Origin of the sequence: Aestuariimicrobium soli, assembly GCF_051192575.1 — a bacterium.
Classification (GTDB): domain Bacteria; phylum Actinomycetota; class Actinomycetes; order Propionibacteriales; family Propionibacteriaceae; genus Aestuariimicrobium; species Aestuariimicrobium soli.
Genome location: NZ_JBPJSQ010000007.1, coordinates 184,361 through 200,690, shown reverse-complemented (window position 1 = coordinate 200,690; position 16,330 = coordinate 184,361). Strand labels below are relative to the sequence as shown.

14 protein-coding genes are annotated in these 16,330 nt (G+C 70.6%); 6 read left to right on the top strand and 8 right to left on the bottom strand.

The window, feature by feature from the left end; genetic code table 11:
* Positions 1-3: 3 nt before the first annotated feature.
* A complete protein-coding gene (dapE, locus tag ACSDQ9_RS10390; RefSeq protein WP_435146722.1) occupies positions 4-1,089 on the bottom strand; it encodes a succinyl-diaminopimelate desuccinylase in 1,086 nt (361 codons plus the stop codon).
* Positions 1,090-1,278: 189 nt separating this feature from the next.
* Here dapE and dapD point away from each other — a divergent pair, with 189 nt between their 5' ends.
* From dapD to ACSDQ9_RS10370, 4 genes are read left to right on the top strand one after another with little or no spacing between them, the layout of a single operon-like run.
* Positions 1,279-2,232, top strand: coding sequence for a 2,3,4,5-tetrahydropyridine-2,6-dicarboxylate N-succinyltransferase (gene dapD, locus ACSDQ9_RS10385; RefSeq protein WP_435146720.1), 954 nt, complete (start codon positions 1,279-1,281; stop codon positions 2,230-2,232).
* A complete protein-coding gene (locus ACSDQ9_RS10380; protein ID WP_435146717.1) occupies positions 2,229-3,179 on the top strand; it encodes a hypothetical protein in 951 nt (316 codons plus the stop codon). Before dapD ends, ACSDQ9_RS10380 begins: the two co-directional genes overlap by 4 nt.
* 51 nt (positions 3,180-3,230) lie before the next feature.
* Positions 3,231-4,283, top strand: coding sequence for a Gfo/Idh/MocA family protein (locus tag ACSDQ9_RS10375; RefSeq protein ID WP_435146715.1), 1,053 nt, complete (start codon positions 3,231-3,233; stop codon positions 4,281-4,283).
* Entirely contained in the window at positions 4,283-5,338 is a 1,056-nt protein-coding gene (locus tag ACSDQ9_RS10370; RefSeq protein WP_435146714.1) for a Gfo/Idh/MocA family protein, read from the top strand. Before ACSDQ9_RS10375 ends, ACSDQ9_RS10370 begins: the two co-directional genes overlap by 1 nt.
* A 30-nt stretch (positions 5,339-5,368) precedes the next feature.
* On the opposite strand, the gene dapC is transcribed toward ACSDQ9_RS10370, so the two are convergent.
* The 3 genes from dapC to ACSDQ9_RS10355 form a co-directional block, all read right to left on the bottom strand.
* Entirely contained in the window at positions 5,369-6,466 is a 1,098-nt protein-coding gene (gene dapC, locus ACSDQ9_RS10365) for a succinyldiaminopimelate transaminase (protein WP_435146712.1), read from the bottom strand.
* Positions 6,467-6,475: 9 nt separating this feature from the next.
* The gene (gene fdxA / locus ACSDQ9_RS10360) at positions 6,476-6,796 is read right to left on the bottom strand and encodes a ferredoxin (RefSeq protein ID WP_435146710.1); all 321 of its coding nucleotides are present in this window, start codon (positions 6,794-6,796) and stop codon (positions 6,476-6,478) included.
* A gap of 107 nt (positions 6,797-6,903) precedes the next feature.
* Positions 6,904-8,670 carry a VanW family protein gene (locus ACSDQ9_RS10355; protein ID WP_435146708.1) on the bottom strand — a complete coding sequence of 589 codons (1,767 nt, stop codon included), beginning with the start codon at positions 8,668-8,670 and terminating at the stop codon, positions 6,904-6,906.
* Positions 8,671-8,813: 143 nt separating this feature from the next.
* Between ACSDQ9_RS10355 and ACSDQ9_RS10350 the strand changes: the two genes are divergently transcribed.
* Positions 8,814-10,019 (top strand): GNAT family N-acetyltransferase, encoded by a 1,206-nt coding sequence (locus tag ACSDQ9_RS10350; RefSeq protein ID WP_435146706.1) that lies wholly within the window; start codon positions 8,814-8,816, stop codon positions 10,017-10,019.
* Here ACSDQ9_RS10350 and ACSDQ9_RS10345 read toward each other — a convergent pair.
* The 4 genes from ACSDQ9_RS10345 to ACSDQ9_RS10330 form a co-directional block, all read right to left on the bottom strand.
* A complete protein-coding gene (locus ACSDQ9_RS10345; protein WP_435146704.1) occupies positions 10,010-10,939 on the bottom strand; it encodes a metallophosphoesterase family protein in 930 nt (309 codons plus the stop codon). The two genes, ACSDQ9_RS10350 and ACSDQ9_RS10345, sit on opposite strands and share 10 nt — an antisense overlap.
* Positions 10,939-12,654, bottom strand: a complete 1,716-nt coding sequence (gene sppA, locus ACSDQ9_RS10340; RefSeq protein ID WP_435146702.1) for a signal peptide peptidase SppA — start codon at positions 12,652-12,654, stop codon at positions 10,939-10,941. Before sppA ends, ACSDQ9_RS10345 begins: the two co-directional genes overlap by 1 nt.
* 221 nt (positions 12,655-12,875) lie before the next feature.
* Entirely contained in the window at positions 12,876-14,195 is a 1,320-nt protein-coding gene (locus ACSDQ9_RS10335) for an MFS transporter (RefSeq protein WP_435146700.1), read from the bottom strand.
* Between the two features lie 50 nt (positions 14,196-14,245).
* Positions 14,246-14,968 (bottom strand): aminotransferase class IV, encoded by a 723-nt coding sequence (locus tag ACSDQ9_RS10330; RefSeq protein WP_435146698.1) that lies wholly within the window; start codon positions 14,966-14,968, stop codon positions 14,246-14,248.
* A gap of 12 nt (positions 14,969-14,980) precedes the next feature.
* Here ACSDQ9_RS10330 and ACSDQ9_RS10325 point away from each other — a divergent pair, with 12 nt between their 5' ends.
* A complete protein-coding gene (locus ACSDQ9_RS10325; protein WP_435146696.1) occupies positions 14,981-16,309 on the top strand; it encodes an anthranilate synthase component I family protein in 1,329 nt (442 codons plus the stop codon).
* Positions 16,310-16,330 lie beyond the last annotated feature (21 nt).

Genomic DNA, 16,330 nt, shown 5'->3' with positions numbered 1-16,330 from the left:
CGGTCATGCCTGCTCCTTCGCGGTCAGCCAGCGGACGAGGGCCGCATGGCAGGTCTCGAGGTCGGCCACCGGGCAGAACTCGTCGTCTGCGTGGGCCTTGCCGGGGTCGGCGGGGCCGAAGTTCACCGCGGGAATGCCCAGTTCCGAGAAGCGGGCGACATCGGTCCAGCCGTACTTGGCGCGCGGGGCGCCCCCGACGGCGGCCACGAAGGCGGCGGCCGCCGGGGCGTTCAGGCCCGGCCGCGATCCCCCGGCGAGGTCGTCGCAGCGGTAGTCGAGGCCGGAGAACACCGAGCGCATCAGGGCATCGGCCTCGTCCGCCGTCTTGTCGGGAGCGAACCGGTAGTTGACGTCGACCTCGGCCCAGTCGGGCACGACGTTGCCAGCGATGCCGCCGCGCACGGCGACCGCGTTGAGCCCCTCGTGGTAGAGCAGGCCGTCGACCTCGATCTCGCGTGCCTCGAAGCCCGCGATGCGAGCCAGCACCTCGGAGAGGTCGTGGATGGCGTTGTGGCCGAGCCACGAGCGGGCGCTGTGGGCGGCCAGACCCTTCGTACGGATCGTGAACCGCATGGTGCCCTGACAGCCGCCCTCGACCACGGCACCCGTGGGTTCCATCAACACCGCGAAGGCGCCCTCGAGCAGGTCGGGGCGGTTGCGCCCGAGGCGTCCGAGGCCGTTCTTGGCCGACTCGACCTCTTCGTGGTCGTAGAAGATCCAGGTGACGTCGCGCACCGGCTCGGCCACCTCGCAGGCCGCCTTCAGGGCGACGGCGACGCCGCCCTTCATGTCGCACGTGCCGCGGCCGTAGACGCGATCGCCGTCGAGGCGGCTCGGCAGATTGTCGGCCACGGGAACGGTGTCGATGTGCCCCGCGATCACCACCCGCTCGGAGCGGCCGAGCGTGGTGCGGGCGACCACCGCGTCGCCGTCGCGGTGCACCTCGAGGTGGGGGCGGGAGCGGAGCACGCCCTCGATCTCATCGGCGATCCGGCGCTCGTTGCCGCTCACCGATTCGATGTCGACCAGCGCCCTCAGCAGGGTGACCAGATCGGACGAGGGATCGACGGGAGCGTGGGTGTCTGCCATGGGCACGAGCCTAGTTGCCCGGGCGAGCACGACCACGCAACTCGGCGATCGCAGACCCCGCCGGCGCCGGCCCGAGTGTGCAGAACACGCACCTGAACAGGCGTTCACGTCCCACCCGGGGAACGAACCCCGATTGGGGTGCGCATTCTGCACACTATTCGCCGAAGGGCGCCCGATACGATGGCCCGCATGACCGACGCGCCCACCGCCGCCTCCCCCCGCACCGCCTGTGGTTGGGGCCTCGCCACCGTGCACGAGGCCACCGACCGAGTGCTCGACACCTGGTTCCCGAACCCCCAGCTCGGTGGCGACCCCAGCGACACCGCCCCCGAATGGCTGAGCGAGCTCGAACTCACCGACGAGGATCGCGGGGTGCGCCTCGAGGTGCTGCTCGCGACCATCTCGTTGGACGAGCCCCCCGCCGACACCAGCGACGCCTACCTGCGGCTCCACCTGCTGAGCCACACCCTCGTGCCGCCCCACGGCCTCAATCTCGACGGCCTCTTCGGGGTGCTGCCGAACGTGGTCTGGACCTCGCAGGGCCCGTGCGCGGTCGAGGGATTCGAGCAGACCCGCGCGACGCTGCGTGGCATTCACGGCCACGTCACCGTGTTCGGCATCGACAAGTTCCCGCGCCTGGTCGACTACGTCACCCCCGTTGGCGTCCGCATCGCCGACGCCGACCGGGTACGCCTGGGTGCCCACCTGGCCGAGGGCACCACGGTGATGCACGAGGGCTTCGTCAACTTCAACGCTGGCACCCTGGGTCACTCGATGATCGAGGGACGAGTCAGCGCGGGCGTGGTCGTCGGTGACGGCTCCGACGTGGGCGGCGGCGCCTCCATCATGGGCACGCTGTCGGGCGGCGGAAAGCAGGTCATCTCGATCGGCAAGGGCTGCCTGCTGGGGGCCGAGTCGGGTCTGGGCATCTCGCTGGGCGACAACTGTGTCGTCGAGGCCGGGCTCTACGTGACCGCGGGTACCAAGGTCACCGCACCCGACGGCACTCAGGTCAAGGCCTCCGACCTGTCGGGCGGATCCAACCTGCTGTTCCGCCGGAACTCGGTCACCGGTGCGGTCGAGGTGCTCCCCCGCAGCGGCGGCGCCGTCGAGCTCAACGCGATGCTGCACGCGAACGGATGAGCGACCGGGCGGGCGCCACCGGCCCCCGGGGCGGCGGCGAACCTTCACGGTCGACCACGTTGGCCCCGCTGCTGGGCTGCGGGGTGATCCTGGTGGTCGTGGCGGTGCTGGTGTTCGCCGTCTTCCAGTGGGTCCGGCAGCGTCCCCGCCCCGAGCCTCGTGTGGTGCTGCCCCCGAACCAGTGCGTGGCCACCGTCGGCGACGTCAGCTACACCATGACTCCCGAGCAGTCGAAGTGGGCGGCGGTGATCGTCGCCGAGTCGATCCGACGCGGGCTGCCGGCCCGCGCCGCGTCGATCGCGCTGGCCACCGCCATGCAGGAATCGAGCCTGCGCAACCTCGACCACGGCGACCGCGACTCGGTGGGGCTGTTCCAGCAGCGACCCTCGCAGGGCTGGGGCACGGTCGAGCAGATCATGGACCCGTGGTACTCGTCCGGGAAGTTCTACGAGCACCTGGTCAAGGTGTCGGGTTGGCAGACCGGCGACATCAACGACGTCGCGCAGAAGGTGCAACGCTCTGGCGTGCCCGACGGCTATCGCAAGCACGTCGACAACGCGAAGGCGCTGGCGAGCGCCCTGACGGGGAACTCGCCGGGGGCGTTCAGCTGCCTGAATCGCGATGCGCCCGAGACCGCCGAGCCGCAGATCATCACCCAGATCTTCGCGACCGGGCTCAAGGGCAAGGTCACCCTGAAGCGCACCGGCGACCAGTGGACGATCACCGCACCCAGCCCTCAACTGATGTGGGCCGCGGTCAACCTCAGTCTGGCCACCATCGACGAGACGCCGATCAGCCACGTGTCGGCGGGTGGCCAGCAATGGCAGCACGACGGGGCCGCCCTGGCATCGTGGAGTGACAGTTCGGCCTCGGCCACCCTGCCCGCCGACGCGGCCACGCTCACGGTCTCCTCGTCGACTCCCCAGCCAACCGAAACCTCGTCCTGAGCGATCTCGTCCGGCCCGCGACCATGACGAGACAGCGACGCCGCGCACCGGTTGGATGGGTGTGTAGTTGGAGGGTCGGCGAACCGACAGCGGGCGCGAGGAGTGCAGATGACGGAGTTCACGGTCGGGCTGGTGGGTGCCGGAGGCATCTCCAGCGCCCATGCGGCCGCCTGGCAGGCAATCGAGGGCGCCAGGTTGCAGGTGCACGCACTCGAGGGAGCCGAGGCATTCCGTGAGACCTACGGGGTGCCCGTGGTCGACACCTACGAGGCGCTGCTCGAGACCTCCGACCTGATCTGCGTGATCACCCCCACCCCCGAGCATGCCCACCTGGTCGAGCGGGCACTGCGGGCCGGCAAGGACGTGGTCTGCGAGAAGCCGCTGACGCGCACGACCGCCGATGGTCGCCGCCTCGTGGCGCTGGCCGACGAGCTCGGACGACGCGTGTTCCCGGCCCACGTGGTGCGCTGGTTCCCCCAGTACGCGGCCGCCCACACGACGGTGGCTGCCGGGGGCCTCGGCGACCTCGCCGTGCTGCGGTTCACCCGCGCCGTGCCCTACCCGTTCGACCGCGGCTGGTACTCCGACCCCGTGCAGTCGGGCGGCATCACCATGGATCTGATGATCCACGACCTCGACCAGGCCGCCTGGCTGGCCGGCCCCGTCGCCACGGTCTACGCCCAGCGCCGCACCGGCAGCGACCCGCACCCGACCGAAACCGCGCACGTGGTGCTCACCCACACCAGCGGCGCGATCAGCCACTGCCGGGGGCTGTGGACCGTGCCCGGGGCGCCGTTCTGGTACACCTTCCAGATCTCGGGAACCACCGGCACCCTGCGCTACGACTCCCGCGAGGAGGTCGGCTACCGGCTCACCCGGGTGCCCGAGGACACCTCGAACCGCCCGGTCGGCGTGACCAGCTTCACAGCCGACCCCTATGCCGCCGAGATCGCCGACTTCGTGCGAGCCTGGCGCACCGGTGAGCCCGCCGGGGTCAGTACGGACGACGGCCTGGTCGCCGTCGCCCTCGCCGAGGCGGCCCAGCTCAGCGCCGAGACCGGCGAACCTGTTGACTTCCAGGCCTTCGTGAAGGGAACCCTGTGATGACCGCGCTCAAGATCGGTGTGATGTCGTTCGCGCACACCCACGCCGCCGGCTACGTGCAGTTGTTGCAGGCCATGGGAGTCGAACTGCTCGCCTGCGATCCCGACCGGGTCTCGTCGGCCGACCACGAGGTGCGTGGTGCCGACCTGGCCGCCCAGTTGGGCGTGGCCCACGTCGACACCTACGACGAACTGTTCGCGTGGGGCCCCCACGCGGTGGTGATCTGCTCCGAGAACACCCGGCATCGCCGCGACACCGAGCTGGCGGCCGCCCACGGGGTGCACGTGCTCTGCGAGAAGCCCCTGGCGGTGAACGCCGCCGACGCCAGCGCCATGATCGCGGCTTGCGAGGCTGCCGGCGTGCTCCTGATGACGGCCTACCCGGTGCACTTCTCGCCCACCGTCACCCAGGCCAAGCAGGCCATCGCCGACGGCCGGCTCGGTACCGTGATCGGGGCGGTCGGCACCAACAACGGCTACTGCCCCGTGGGCGTGCGCCGCTGGTTCCTCGACCCGCAGTGGTCGGGCGGCGGTGCGCTCGTCGACCACACGGTGCACGTCGCCGAACTGCTCGACTGGCTGACCGGCGATCGTCCCGCATCGGTGCATGCCGTCAAGAACCAGCTGATGCACGCCGAACTCGAGGGTGTGCTGAGCGAGACCGGCGGGCTGGTCACCATCTCGTACGAGAACGGTCTGGTCGCCACCATCGACTGCTCGTGGAGCGTGCCGAAGGATGCCCCCACCTGGGGCGGCGTCACCCTCGAACTGGCCGGCACCGACGGCGTGATCGAGATCAACCCGTTCGCGCAGCGGGTCGGCGGCTGGGACGGCACGGCGGGCGGACGCGACTTCTGGCTGCCGTTCGGCACCAACACCGACGACTCCCTGTTGGCGGCCTTCGTCGGGGCCGTGCGGTCACGGCTTGCCGGGGACGACGTGCCCTCCCCCGCTCCCGACGGTCACGTCGGTCTGCGGACGGCACAGATCGTCGAGGCGGCCCAGATCTCGGCCCGTGAGGGACGCGTCGTTCGGATCGCCGAACTCAGCGTCTGAGCCGCACGCCCCGGTCGCACCAAGCTCGCGTCAGCGGCCAAGTCGCTCAACCGCGGCGGCGATGCGTTCGTCCGTCGCGGTGAGCGCGATGCGCACGTGCCGGCGACCGGCCTCGCCGTAGAAGTCACCGGGCGCCGCCAGAATGCCGCGCTCGGCAAGCCAGTCGAGCGTGGCCCGGCAGTCCTCGCCGCGGGTCGACCACAGGTAGAGCGAGCCCTCGGAGTGGTCGACGGTGAACCCGGCCCCCTCCAGCGCCTCCCGCAGCACCCGGCGCCTGGCCAGGTAGCGTTCCCGCTGCTCGGCCACGTGTGCCCGGTCGGAGAGCACGGCCTGCATGGCAGCCAGGGTCGGTGACCCGAGCATCATGCCGGTGTGCTTGCCCAGGGCGAGCAGTTCGCGGACGAGTGCCTCGTCCCCCGCCACGAATCCCGCACGGTAACCGGCGAGGTTCGACTCCTTGGAGGTCGACATCACGGCCAGCAGTCCGTCGACGGAGCCACCGTTGAGGCCGTCGTCCAGCACCGAGGTGGCCTCGGCCTCCCAGGCGAACTCGCCGTAGCACTCGTCCGAGGCCAGCACGGCACCGGCCGACCGAGCCGCCGTGATCCAGGCCGCGAGCTCGTCACGCGACAGGATCGCCCCATGCGGGTTGGCCGGCGAGTTGATCCACACCAGCCGGGTGCCCTCGGGCAGCGACGACGGGTCGTCGGACTCGACGACCGTGGCACCGACGAGTTCGGCGCCCACGCGGTAGGTCGGGTAGGCCGTGGTGGGAATGACCACCACGTCACCGGCGCCCAGGTTCAGCAGCGTCGGTAGCCAGGCCACCAGCCACTTGGTGCCGATCACCGGCATCACCTGGTGTTCGGTCAGGTCGCCGGCGCCCCAGCGGGTGCGCAGATGGGTGATAATCGCCTGCCGCAGCCCGGGCGTCCCCCAGACCTGGGGGTACCCGTGGGCATCCGAGGCGGCCGCGAGCGCGTCGCGGGCGACCGCGGGGGTCGGGTCGACGGGCGTGCCCACCGACAGATCCACGATCCCGTCAGGGTGTTCGCCGGCGCGGGCCTTGGCGGCCGCGATCGTGTCCCACGGGAAGTCGGGCAGGCGGCTCGAGAGCAGAGGCTTCACCCGGCCGGGTCACTCCCCCTGCGGGGCCATGGCCTCGACGACCGGGTGGTCCTTGTCGATGGCGCCCAGCTTGGAGGCACCACCGGGCGAACCCAGGTCGTCGAAGAACTGCACGTTCACGTCGTAGAACTGCTTCTGGTCGGCGGGAACGTCGTCCTCGTAGTAGATCGCCTCGACGGGGCACACCGGCTCACAGGCCCCACAGTCCACGCACTCCTCGGGGTGGATGTAGAGCATGCGGTTGCCCTCGTAGATGCAGTCGACCGGACACTCCTCGACGCAGGCCCGGTCCTTGATGTCAACGCAGGCGGCGCCAATGATGTAGGTCACGAGAGTTCCCTTCCGTTTCGTGCTCGTCGAGTCACGACTCTAGCGCGCGGACGACGCCCGCGGCAGTCGGCGTTCCGGGGAGTGAACGCCCGATCCCAGGGGTCGACTCAGGCGCACTTGATTTCGTCGCCGGGGCTGTACCGCCAGAAGAACCTCTCCGTGCGGACGAGCGCCCCGCCCTGGTAGAAGAGCCGCTGGTAGTTGACGTCGAAGCCCTGGATGGGTGCCTGGTACTCGCACTTGGGATCCTTCGAGATCCGCGTGGTGCCGGTGGTGAAGTTCGACTTGTTCAGCGCCGAGGACTTCACCTCGTAGGTCTTGGTCGACCACACCTTGACGGTGATCGACCCCTGCTGCCCCGGGGCGGCCTTCTGCACGTAGGCCTGCATCAGCACGCCGTACTTGGTGTTGTTCTTGAACTGCAGGTCGAGCGCCCCGTAGTAGACGGTGGCCTCACGGCCGGCCGGGTAGCGCGGGAAGTACAGGGTGTGCGGGTGGTGCTCGACGTCTTCGAGCCCCGCGAAGAACGCGGCGTTGAAGGTGGTGGTGGCCGACTGCGAGACGCCGCCGCCGACCTCCTTCTTGAGCACGCCGCCCTCGATGACGTAGCCGTCGATGTAGCCGTTGGCGGCGGTGCGCTCCCCCAACACCTTGTTGAGGCTGAAGGTGTCGCCGGGCTTCAGGTAGGTGCCGTTGATGCCAGCGGCGGCCCTGGTGAGGTTCACGTTGCGGTACTCGGCGTAGGGGAACTGCGTCGTGAACTCGCCGGTGACCTCCTTCACGCCGGCCTTCTGGGCGTCGGCGGTGGTGTACTTCGCCGGCACCTTGGTCACCTCGACGGTGGCGGTGCGCTCGGCGCCGGTCTTGGCGAGCACGGGCTGCACGGCCTTGGTGAAGTTGGCCTCGCTGACCCCGAGCCCGTCGACCGAGGGGACGACCACGGGCTTGCCGCCCTGCAGTTGGATCTTGGCGTCGCGTCCCTGCTCGTACTTGAGTGCGTCGATGGAGGCCTTCGACGCCGCGAACAGCTTCTTCATGTCGGTGGCGACCGCGAAGGTGGTGCCCGACTTGGTGAGCGTGGTCGAGTCGACGATCGCCTTCAGCGGCACCTCGAACGCCTGACCATCCTTGGTCTTCAGCGGGATCGGGCCCGACAGCACGGGCTTGAGCTGCTCATCGGCGACCTTGGTGACGGCGGCCGTGGTGATCTCGGGCGCCGTGGTGGCGATCGGGGCCGCCACCGAGGTCTCCTTCAGCCAGGCCTGCTTGACCCCCGCGGTGGCCTGGTCGACCTGGAGGGCCTTGCCGTCGACGCCCTCGGTGACCTGCGCCTTACCGGCGGTGAGCGTCAGGTCGGCGTTCTTCGCCTGCACTGCGAACGTCGGCGCTGCGGCCTTGACCGCCGCCGCCAGCTTGGCGTCGTCCGTGGTGGTGACCAACTCGAGGTCACCGCCGCCGCTGAGCACCTGCACGATGTGGTTCGGGTTCCAGGATCGTCCGGCCCCGGCGGCCTCGACGGTCTTGGCGTAGTCGACCACGAGCCCCGCCTCGGCCGGCTTGATGGCGGCCTGCTTGCCGTCTGCCTGGAGGGTGATGGCCGCCTCGGCCTTCGGGGCGATGGCACCGCGCAGCTTCTGCTGGGCCTCGTCGGAGGTGAGGCCGCCGATCGCGATCCCCTGCACCGTCGCGTTCCGAGGGGTCTTGTCACCGGCCATGAAGTACCCCGTGACGTAGGCGCCACCGGCGAGCACCACCAGACCACCGACCACGGCCGCGGCGATCGCTCCGCGGCGGTCGCGCCGCGGGGACTCCTGGTCGACGTCGTCGAGGTCTGACTGGTCGTGGAGCTGGGACTCGTCCTGTTGCTGGGACACGGGCATCCTCGGGCGCTGGTGGGGGTGGGTCGCGCTGATTCTACGTGGCCGCAGGTCGAGCCCCCAATCGAGGGCAGTCACCCGCGCCGGGAAGCGACCCGGACACCCCCGCCCGCGACCCCAACAGTGGTTGACTGGCCCCCATGCCCGTCACCGTTCGTCCGTTGACCGACGCCGACGCCGCCTCCTCGCAGGCCCTGCGCCATGAGGCCTTCGGCTCGCCGGTCACCAAGAAGAACACCAGCCAGATCTCGCGACCCCCCACCCACTGGCACGGCGCGTTCGACGGCGACCGCCAGATCGGACGAGCCGGGGTGCGCGACATCTCGTCGTTCTGGGGTGGCGTCGACCTGCCCACGGCCGGGGTGATGAGTGTCACCACCGCCATGGAGGACCGCGGCCGGGGGGTGCTTCGTCCGCTGCTCACGACCGCGCTCGCGCGGGCACGCGAGCGGGGCGCCGTCGTCGCGACGCTGTTCCCGACCGCGAACGGCATCTACCGGGGGTTCGGTTTCGAACTCGCCGCCGAACTCACCCGGGTGCGCGTGCCGCTGGCCGAGCTTGCCAGCCTGCGGGCACCCGAGGGGGTCACCGTGCGCCGCGCGGTCGAGGACGACGTCGCCGCTCTGGAGAACCTGTACCGGCGCTGGGCGAGCCAGCAGAACGGCCCGATCGACCGGGTCGGGCCGCTGTATGCCAGCAAGCCCGGCAAGTGGCTGAAGGCCCACACCGGCACCTCGGTGGCGGAAGTCGACGGCGTGCCGGTGGCCTATGCCCGCTGGAATCGCGGCTCGGGCTACGGGGAGGGCGCCGAACTGGCGGTTCGCGAGTTCGTCTCCCAGTCGTCCGCGGGCACGCAGGCCCTGTTGGCCATGTTCGGCACGAACGCCGCCGTCGTGCCACACGCGGTCTTCCGCACCTCGGGCGACGACGGCCTGCGACTCGTGCACCCCGCCGCCACCTGGCAGGTGACCGAGCGATTCCCCTACATGGTGAAGGTGCTGAACCTGCGCGCCGCGCTGGTGCCCCGGGTGTGGCCCGAGGGGTTGGACTGCGAGTTGCCCTTCCGGGTGGTGGACGACGTCGTCGACACCGTCACCGGCGACTGGAAGTTGCGTCTGGAGGACGGGCACGCGACCGTCACCCGCATCGGACGACTCGGTGCCCACTCCAAGCGCCTCAGCCCCGTGGAGTTCACCCCGCGCGGGCTGTCGCTGTTGTTCGCTGGATCGCAGTCGCTGTGGAACATCGTCGGTGCCGGCTTGGCCTCCGGGGGCGCCACGAACACCTATCCCACCTGGTCGGCGGCCTTCGGCGGTCGCCAGGGCCACATTCGCGATTACTTCTGAGCCGCCGTCCCCGACGGGGGCACGCTGGCCAGCGAGGGAACGCTGGCCAACGAGGGAACGATGGACTCGTGCAGCAGCCGCCCACTGCGGGCGTCCCAGGCCTCGAGGCGCACCCGGTCGGACTCGACGAACAGCCGCAGACCCGTGTGGGCCTCCTCGTCGATGAGTGCCTCGGTGCCATCGGCGGCCTGGCCGTACTCGTTCATGACCGCACCCGTGTTGACGGCCCAGAAGCCGGCGCCCCCGGGGGTGTCCTCGACCCGCACCAACCAGTCGTCCCGGTGCAGTCCCCAGTGGGTGTGGCCGGTCACCAGCAACACCGGTCGCCGTCCCGACAGGGCCCGGCGCAGGTCGTCCGCCTCGGCGTGGTCGTCGACGTAGGTCGCCCACGCCTGGTCGGGGCGGGTGCCAGACACCGTGTTCGGCAGCGGCTGGTGGGTGAACACGATCAGCGGGCGGGTCGTCGGCTCGTTCGCCGACGACCGGACGAACGCCAGTTGGTCGGGCCCCAGATGGACGTCGTGGCCGCCGGTGCCCGACCCGTCCAGGGTTCCCAGGACGATGGCGTCGACGCCCGGGATGTGTGCCGACCCCCACACCGCTGCCTCACCCGTCCAGCGCAGGAAGCGCTCGATGGAGGCGTCCGAGTCGGAGTCGTTGTAGAACTCGTGGTTGCCGATGGTGCAGGTCATCGGTGGCAACGCTCGAGCTCCGAACACGGAGAAGAGTTCCGCGTACTCGGCCTCGTGACCGTGGTCGACCAGGTCGCCCACGACCACCAGGTGGTCGGCACGCCCGCCCGGTACGTCGGCGGCACCGAACAGGTCGAGGGCGGCCGCGAGGTGGTCGAGGCGACCCTGGATGTCGGAGATGACGTCGATGACCACCGGGTGCGCAGCACCCTCGTGCGGGGTCGACATCAGCGCACGTCGAAGCGCCACGGCAGGGCCAACGGACCGGCCAGCTGCGCCCACTCGCCGCCCAGCCCCAGGGCCCGAATCGCCCTGGGCAGCAGGGCCTCCGGGCCGTCCGACACTGCCATCTGCGGCCGCCCACCCGACTCGGACGACTCCGCCGGCACGAACTGCTCGAGCATGCCCAGGGCGGGCACGGTGCGGAGCACGGCCTGCTCCCGGTCGACATCGGCGAGGTCGGCGGCCCGCTGCACGGCGGTCTCCAGCGTTCCGAGGTGGTCGATGAGCCCGCGCTCGAGGGCGTCGGCGCCGGTCCAGACTCGTCCGCGGGCCACCTTCTCGAGGTCGGCCGGGTCCATGCCGCGGTCGGCCGCCGCCTTGCTGGTGAACTGCTCGTAGATCACGTCGAGCCAGGTGTTCAGCGTGGCCCAGTCGTCCTCGGAGAAGTGGCTGTCCGAGGCGAACATGTCGGCCTTGGGGCCCGAGCTGATGCCCTCGTGTTTGAGCGCGAGCTTGTCGTACAACCCGAGGGTGACCAGCTTGCCGGCGAGCACGCCGATCGACCCGGTGAGCGTCGAGGGTGCGGCGACGATCTCGTCGGCGCCCATGGCGGCGTAGTAGCCACCCGACGCGGCGACGTTGCCCATCAGGGCCACCACCGGACGACCCGACTCGCGCACGCGGTGCACCTCGCGCCAGATGGTGTCGGAGGCCACCGCGGAACCACCGGGCGAGTCGATGCGCAGCACGACGGCCTTGATCTTGTCGTCGCGGCTGGCGGCCCGCAGGTGCTCGGCGACCACGTCTCCCCCGGCCTGCTGGCCGCCGGGGCCCCCGGGAGCGCCCCGCCCGGTGACGATTGGGCCGCGCAGGGTGACGATGCCGATCTGCGGGGCGTTGCGATCGAGCAGCTGACGCTTCAGTTCGCGGCGCTGCACCTTGGCGTCGTAGCGGTGCACGAACTGCAGGGCGTGACGGTCGAGTCGCAGCTCGTCGAAGAGTTCGGCGTAGACCTCGTCCCGGTAGCCGACCTTGTCGACGAGGCCGAGCTCGACGGCCCGCTCGACGGTCAGCGGGCTCTCGTCCATCGCGGAGCGCACGTCGGCGACCTCCAGGCCGCGACCCGCCGCGATCTGGGCCATGCACTGCTCGACGACCGAGTCGGCCAGCCGCTGCATCATCTCGCGGTTGGCCTTGCTGACCTTGGTGCCGGCGTACTGCTCGGCGGCCGACTTGTACTCCTTGCGCTGCCCGAACTCGGGGGTGACACCGACCTTCTCGAACAGCCCGCGCAGCAGGGTGATCGACAGGTGCAGTCCACCCAGGAAGACCATGCCCGAGGGCTGCACCCACACGGTCTTCGCGCGACTGGCCAGGGCCACCAGCGGCAGCGAGTTGCCCATCTCACCGAACGTCTGGGTCCAGGCAATGGTCGGCTTGCTCTCACCGAAGTCGGCGATCAGGTCGCCCAGATTCTGCAGGTCCGCGAGCCCCAGACCCGAGGGCGCGACGTGCACGACCAGTGCCTTCACCCGGGGGTCGGTCTTGCCCTGCCGGAGCCCCTCGCGGACGGCGCCCATCGTCGCGGCATTGAGTGACCGCAGGGCGGCCAACGGGTTGTCGGGCGGGGCCACGGTGATGCCGCGGGCGAGGTCGATCTCGAGAATGACGGGCCCGGTGGTGCGGGCGCGGAGGTCACGGGCTGCTGCGATCAGGTCCATGCCCCCCACTGTAGGAAGCAAGTCCGACGAACCGGAGCGACCAACGTCGCGAATCGGTGGTGACGCTGGCGACTCGGGGTGAACTCAGGGTGGGCAGGACGGATGGGAACCTCGCCCCCCACGTCCGATTGACAAACTTCTACACCGTGGCTCGGGCCACCCCCTGAAACAGGGGGTCGGTGGAGCCTGCTTGTAGAAGTGTGTAGGCCGTCGCGGATCGGTCAGGCGACCCGGGCCTGCGGGTCGGGGTCGACCGCGGCGGCCACCCCGGCCTCCTCGTCCGGTCGGTTGACCAGCAGACGGGGCGGCCAGGCGGTCTCCAGACGCACCCTCAACCGGTCGTGCACGATCACGTAGATGCTGGCGACCACGGCCACCGCGAAGGTGGCGGCGGCGCCGATCCCGAGCGTCCAGCGGGCGCCCCAGTGGTCACCGATCCAACCGATGATCGGCGATCCGATCGGCGTGCCGCCCATGTTGACGGCCATGTAGACGGCCATCACCCGGCCTCGCAGGGCGGGGTCGGCCGCCAATTGCACCGTGGCATTGCACGAGGTCATCACGGTCAGCGAGCAGACACCCACGCCGACCAGCATGGTGGCGAAGAACAGGTAGCTGCGGGCCAGTGCGGCCGCCGCGGTGAAGGCGGCGAAGCCGAACACGCCCAACAGCAGCCAGCGCAGCCGGGGGCGGGCACGGCGGGCCGCCATGAAGGCCGCCGCCAGGGTGCCGATGGCCATCACCGAGCCCAACATGCCGTACTCGCTGGCGCCCTTGCCGAAGACCGTCGTCGCCATCAGGGCGTTGGTGATCTGGAAGTTCATGCCGAACGTCGAGAAGATGAAGATGATCCCCAGGATCAGCAGGATGTCGGGCCGACTGCGCACGTAGGCGACACCCTCGCGCACCGTGCCCTTGCCCACCGGTTTCGGACGAGGCATGAGCTGGTCGGAGCGCATGAACCACAGGGCCGCGATCACCGCGACGAAGCTGACCGCGTTGATCAGCAGGGCCGGCGCGATGCCGAACCAGGCGATCACGAAGCCGGCGACGCCGGGGCCCAGCAGGCGGGCGCCGTTGAACTGCGCCGAGTTGAGCCCGATGGCGTTCGACACCAGTCGCTGGGGCACCATCTCGGACACGAAGGCCTGCCTCACCGGCATGTCGAAGGCGCTCGCCACTCCCTGCAGGAAGGCGAACGCGAAGGCGTGCCACAACTGCACGACGTCGGTGGCGACCAGGATCCACAGCCCGAACGCGGTGGCCCCCAGGGCCGCCTGGGTGAGGATCAGCAGCTTGCGCTTGGAGTAGCGGTCGGCCAGGGCGCCGGCCATCGGTGCGATCAGCGGAATCGGCAGGAACTGCAGCGCGGTGACGATGCCGAGCGCCTGGGCCGAGTGATCGGTGAGTTGCGTGAGCACCAGCCAGTCTTGGGCCACGCGAGCCATCCAGCCCCCCACGTTGCTGACCAGCGCACCCAGCCAGAAGAGTCGGTAGTTGAAGAGGGCAAAACTCGCGAAGGTGCGGACGCGGTCTGCCATGGGGCTCCTCCGGGCGGAGTGGTTCGGGTGCTGCCCCTCATTCTAGATGGTTAGTTAGGGTAAGCAAGTTGCTTGACCGACATGCGGGCTCCCTGGAGCCGATCGGCCCAGAGGCGCAGGCGATCGTCCGAGCTGGTGACCGCCGGCCCGTCGATCCATTCGACCACCGCGCGCGGCCCGTGCAGGGCACTCAGCACCCAGACCTCGGCGCCCGCGAGGTCGTCCGGACGCGCCCGCACCCACGAGACGGTGCCCCCGTCGGCGGCGACCCGGTCGGCCAGCCAGCCCGCGGTCACCGACGGCACCCGGGTCAGCGCCGGGTCGGGCAGGTGCAGCGCGTCCCCCCGCCACCAGACCAGGGCGCTGAGCGCGCCGTCACACACCCACCCGTCGGTGGTGATCACGGCCTCGTCGGCACCCAGTGCCCGCGCCTGCTCGCGAAGGGTGGCCCCGGCGACCAGGTCGGGACCCTTCACCCCGGGGCGACTGCGGGGGTCATGGGCCGCCGTCAGCAGCCGCACCGCTCCCCCACGCTCGGACGCCGGTCGCACCTGAGTCTCGAGAGTGTGGTCGGCCAGCAGGTCGATGCGCGGGAACCACACCCCGGTGGTCGGCACCCGCCTGGCCAGCTCGACGAGCGACCGCGCTGCCCGATCGGACGAGAACCCCAGCTCGGCCGCGGCCCGCGCGAAGCGCTCGGCATGGGCGTCGAGCCGCAGGACTCGTCCATGGTCGACCAGAAACGAATCGGCCACCAGCGTGTCGGGACTCATAGGATCCAACCTATGACTCCCCGACCCGGCGACGCCCAGCCATTCGGTTCTGGGCCACTCGGCTCTGGAGCCTTCGATTGGGTGACCGCGGGCTGGTCGGCCCCGCACGCACCGCTCGACCCGGTCGCGCTGGCCCAGCACTGGTGGAACGACTGGTCGCTCGACGTCGTCTGGCTGGACTCCTCCGACGGGGGCACCCACCTGATCGGGATCGGCGGCACCAGCCTGCTCGCACCCGACTTCGCTGCCTTCCGGGCGATCGTCGGCGGCGATCTCGGAGCGTGGGTCGGCTGGCTGGGTTACGAGGCCGGCGCCGACCTGCTCGACCTGCCCCGTGGCGAGGCGCCCCGGCACCCGCCGGTCTCGCTGGTGGCGCTCGACCAGTGGGCGGTGATTCGACCCGACGGCACCACCACGCTGCACGCCAGCTTACCCTCACGGGCGTGGACCCCACCCGCGAGCACGCTCGCGGGCGCCCGGGTCGACGAGCCCGCGACGCCGACCCCGGAGAGCTCGGTGGCGGTGCTGCCCGGGGACTCCGACGAGCACCTGCGGGCCCGCATCGCCGACTGCATCGAGCACATCGTCGCCGGCGACGCCTGGGTGCTCTGCCTCACCACGACGCTGTGGACGACCCGCCCCATCGACGCCTTCGCCTCGCACCTGCGGCTCAGGAATGCGAGCCCGGTGCCGCGCGGCGGGTTGCTGCGGATCAACGGCACCACCCTGAGTTCGGCCTCGATGGAGACCTTCCTGAGCGTGCACGACGGGGTCGCCACCACCTCACCCATCAAGGGCACCCGGCGCCGGGACCCCGACCCGGCCATCGACGCGGCCCTGGCGGCCGAGCTGGCCGCGTCCCCGAAGGAGCGCGCCGAGAACCTGATGATCGTCGACCTGTGCCGCAACGACCTGGGCCAGCTGTGTCGACCCGGCAGTGTGCAGGTCGAGGAACTGTTCGCGGTGCACTCCTACCCGACGGTGCACCAATTGGTGTCGACGGTGTCGGGACGACTGCGCGACGGGCTGGGCACGGTCGACGCCATCGCGGCGCTGTTCCCGGCGGGCTCGATGACCGGCGCTCCGAAGCGGCGGGCGGTCGAGATCCTGCGGACCCTGGAGCCGTGGCCGCGCGGCATCTACTCGGGGTGTTTCGGCATCTTCCAGGCCGACCACTGCGAGGCCGCCATGGTGATCCGCAGCGTGGTGGCCGACGAGGACGCCGCCTGGATCGGTGTCGGTGCGGGCATCACCGCCCTCTCCGACCCGGACGAGGAGGTGGCCGAGATGCACCTCAAGGCCGAGGCCCTGCTGGCCTGTCTGGTGCCACGCACCACCTGACGCGCCGCCCAGTCCCGAAGG

Coding starts and splice junctions, on each gene's coding strand:
- dapE (WP_435146722.1), bottom strand. CDS start 1,089: ATGGCAGACACCCACGCTCCCGTCGATCCCTCGTCCGATCTGGTCACC.
- dapD (WP_435146720.1), top strand. CDS start 1,279: ATGACCGACGCGCCCACCGCCGCCTCCCCCCGCACCGCCTGTGGTTGG.
- ACSDQ9_RS10380 (WP_435146717.1), top strand. CDS start 2,229: ATGAGCGACCGGGCGGGCGCCACCGGCCCCCGGGGCGGCGGCGAACCT.
- ACSDQ9_RS10370 (WP_435146714.1), top strand. CDS start 4,283: ATGACCGCGCTCAAGATCGGTGTGATGTCGTTCGCGCACACCCACGCC.
- ACSDQ9_RS10350 (WP_435146706.1), top strand. CDS start 8,814: ATGCCCGTCACCGTTCGTCCGTTGACCGACGCCGACGCCGCCTCCTCG.
- ACSDQ9_RS10345 (WP_435146704.1), bottom strand. CDS start 10,939: ATGTCGACCCCGCACGAGGGTGCTGCGCACCCGGTGGTCATCGACGTC.
- sppA (WP_435146702.1), bottom strand. CDS start 12,654: ATGGACCTGATCGCAGCAGCCCGTGACCTCCGCGCCCGCACCACCGGG.
- ACSDQ9_RS10335 (WP_435146700.1), bottom strand. CDS start 14,195: ATGGCAGACCGCGTCCGCACCTTCGCGAGTTTTGCCCTCTTCAACTAC.
- ACSDQ9_RS10330 (WP_435146698.1), bottom strand. CDS start 14,968: ATGAGTCCCGACACGCTGGTGGCCGATTCGTTTCTGGTCGACCATGGA.
- ACSDQ9_RS10325 (WP_435146696.1), top strand. CDS start 14,981: ATGACTCCCCGACCCGGCGACGCCCAGCCATTCGGTTCTGGGCCACTC.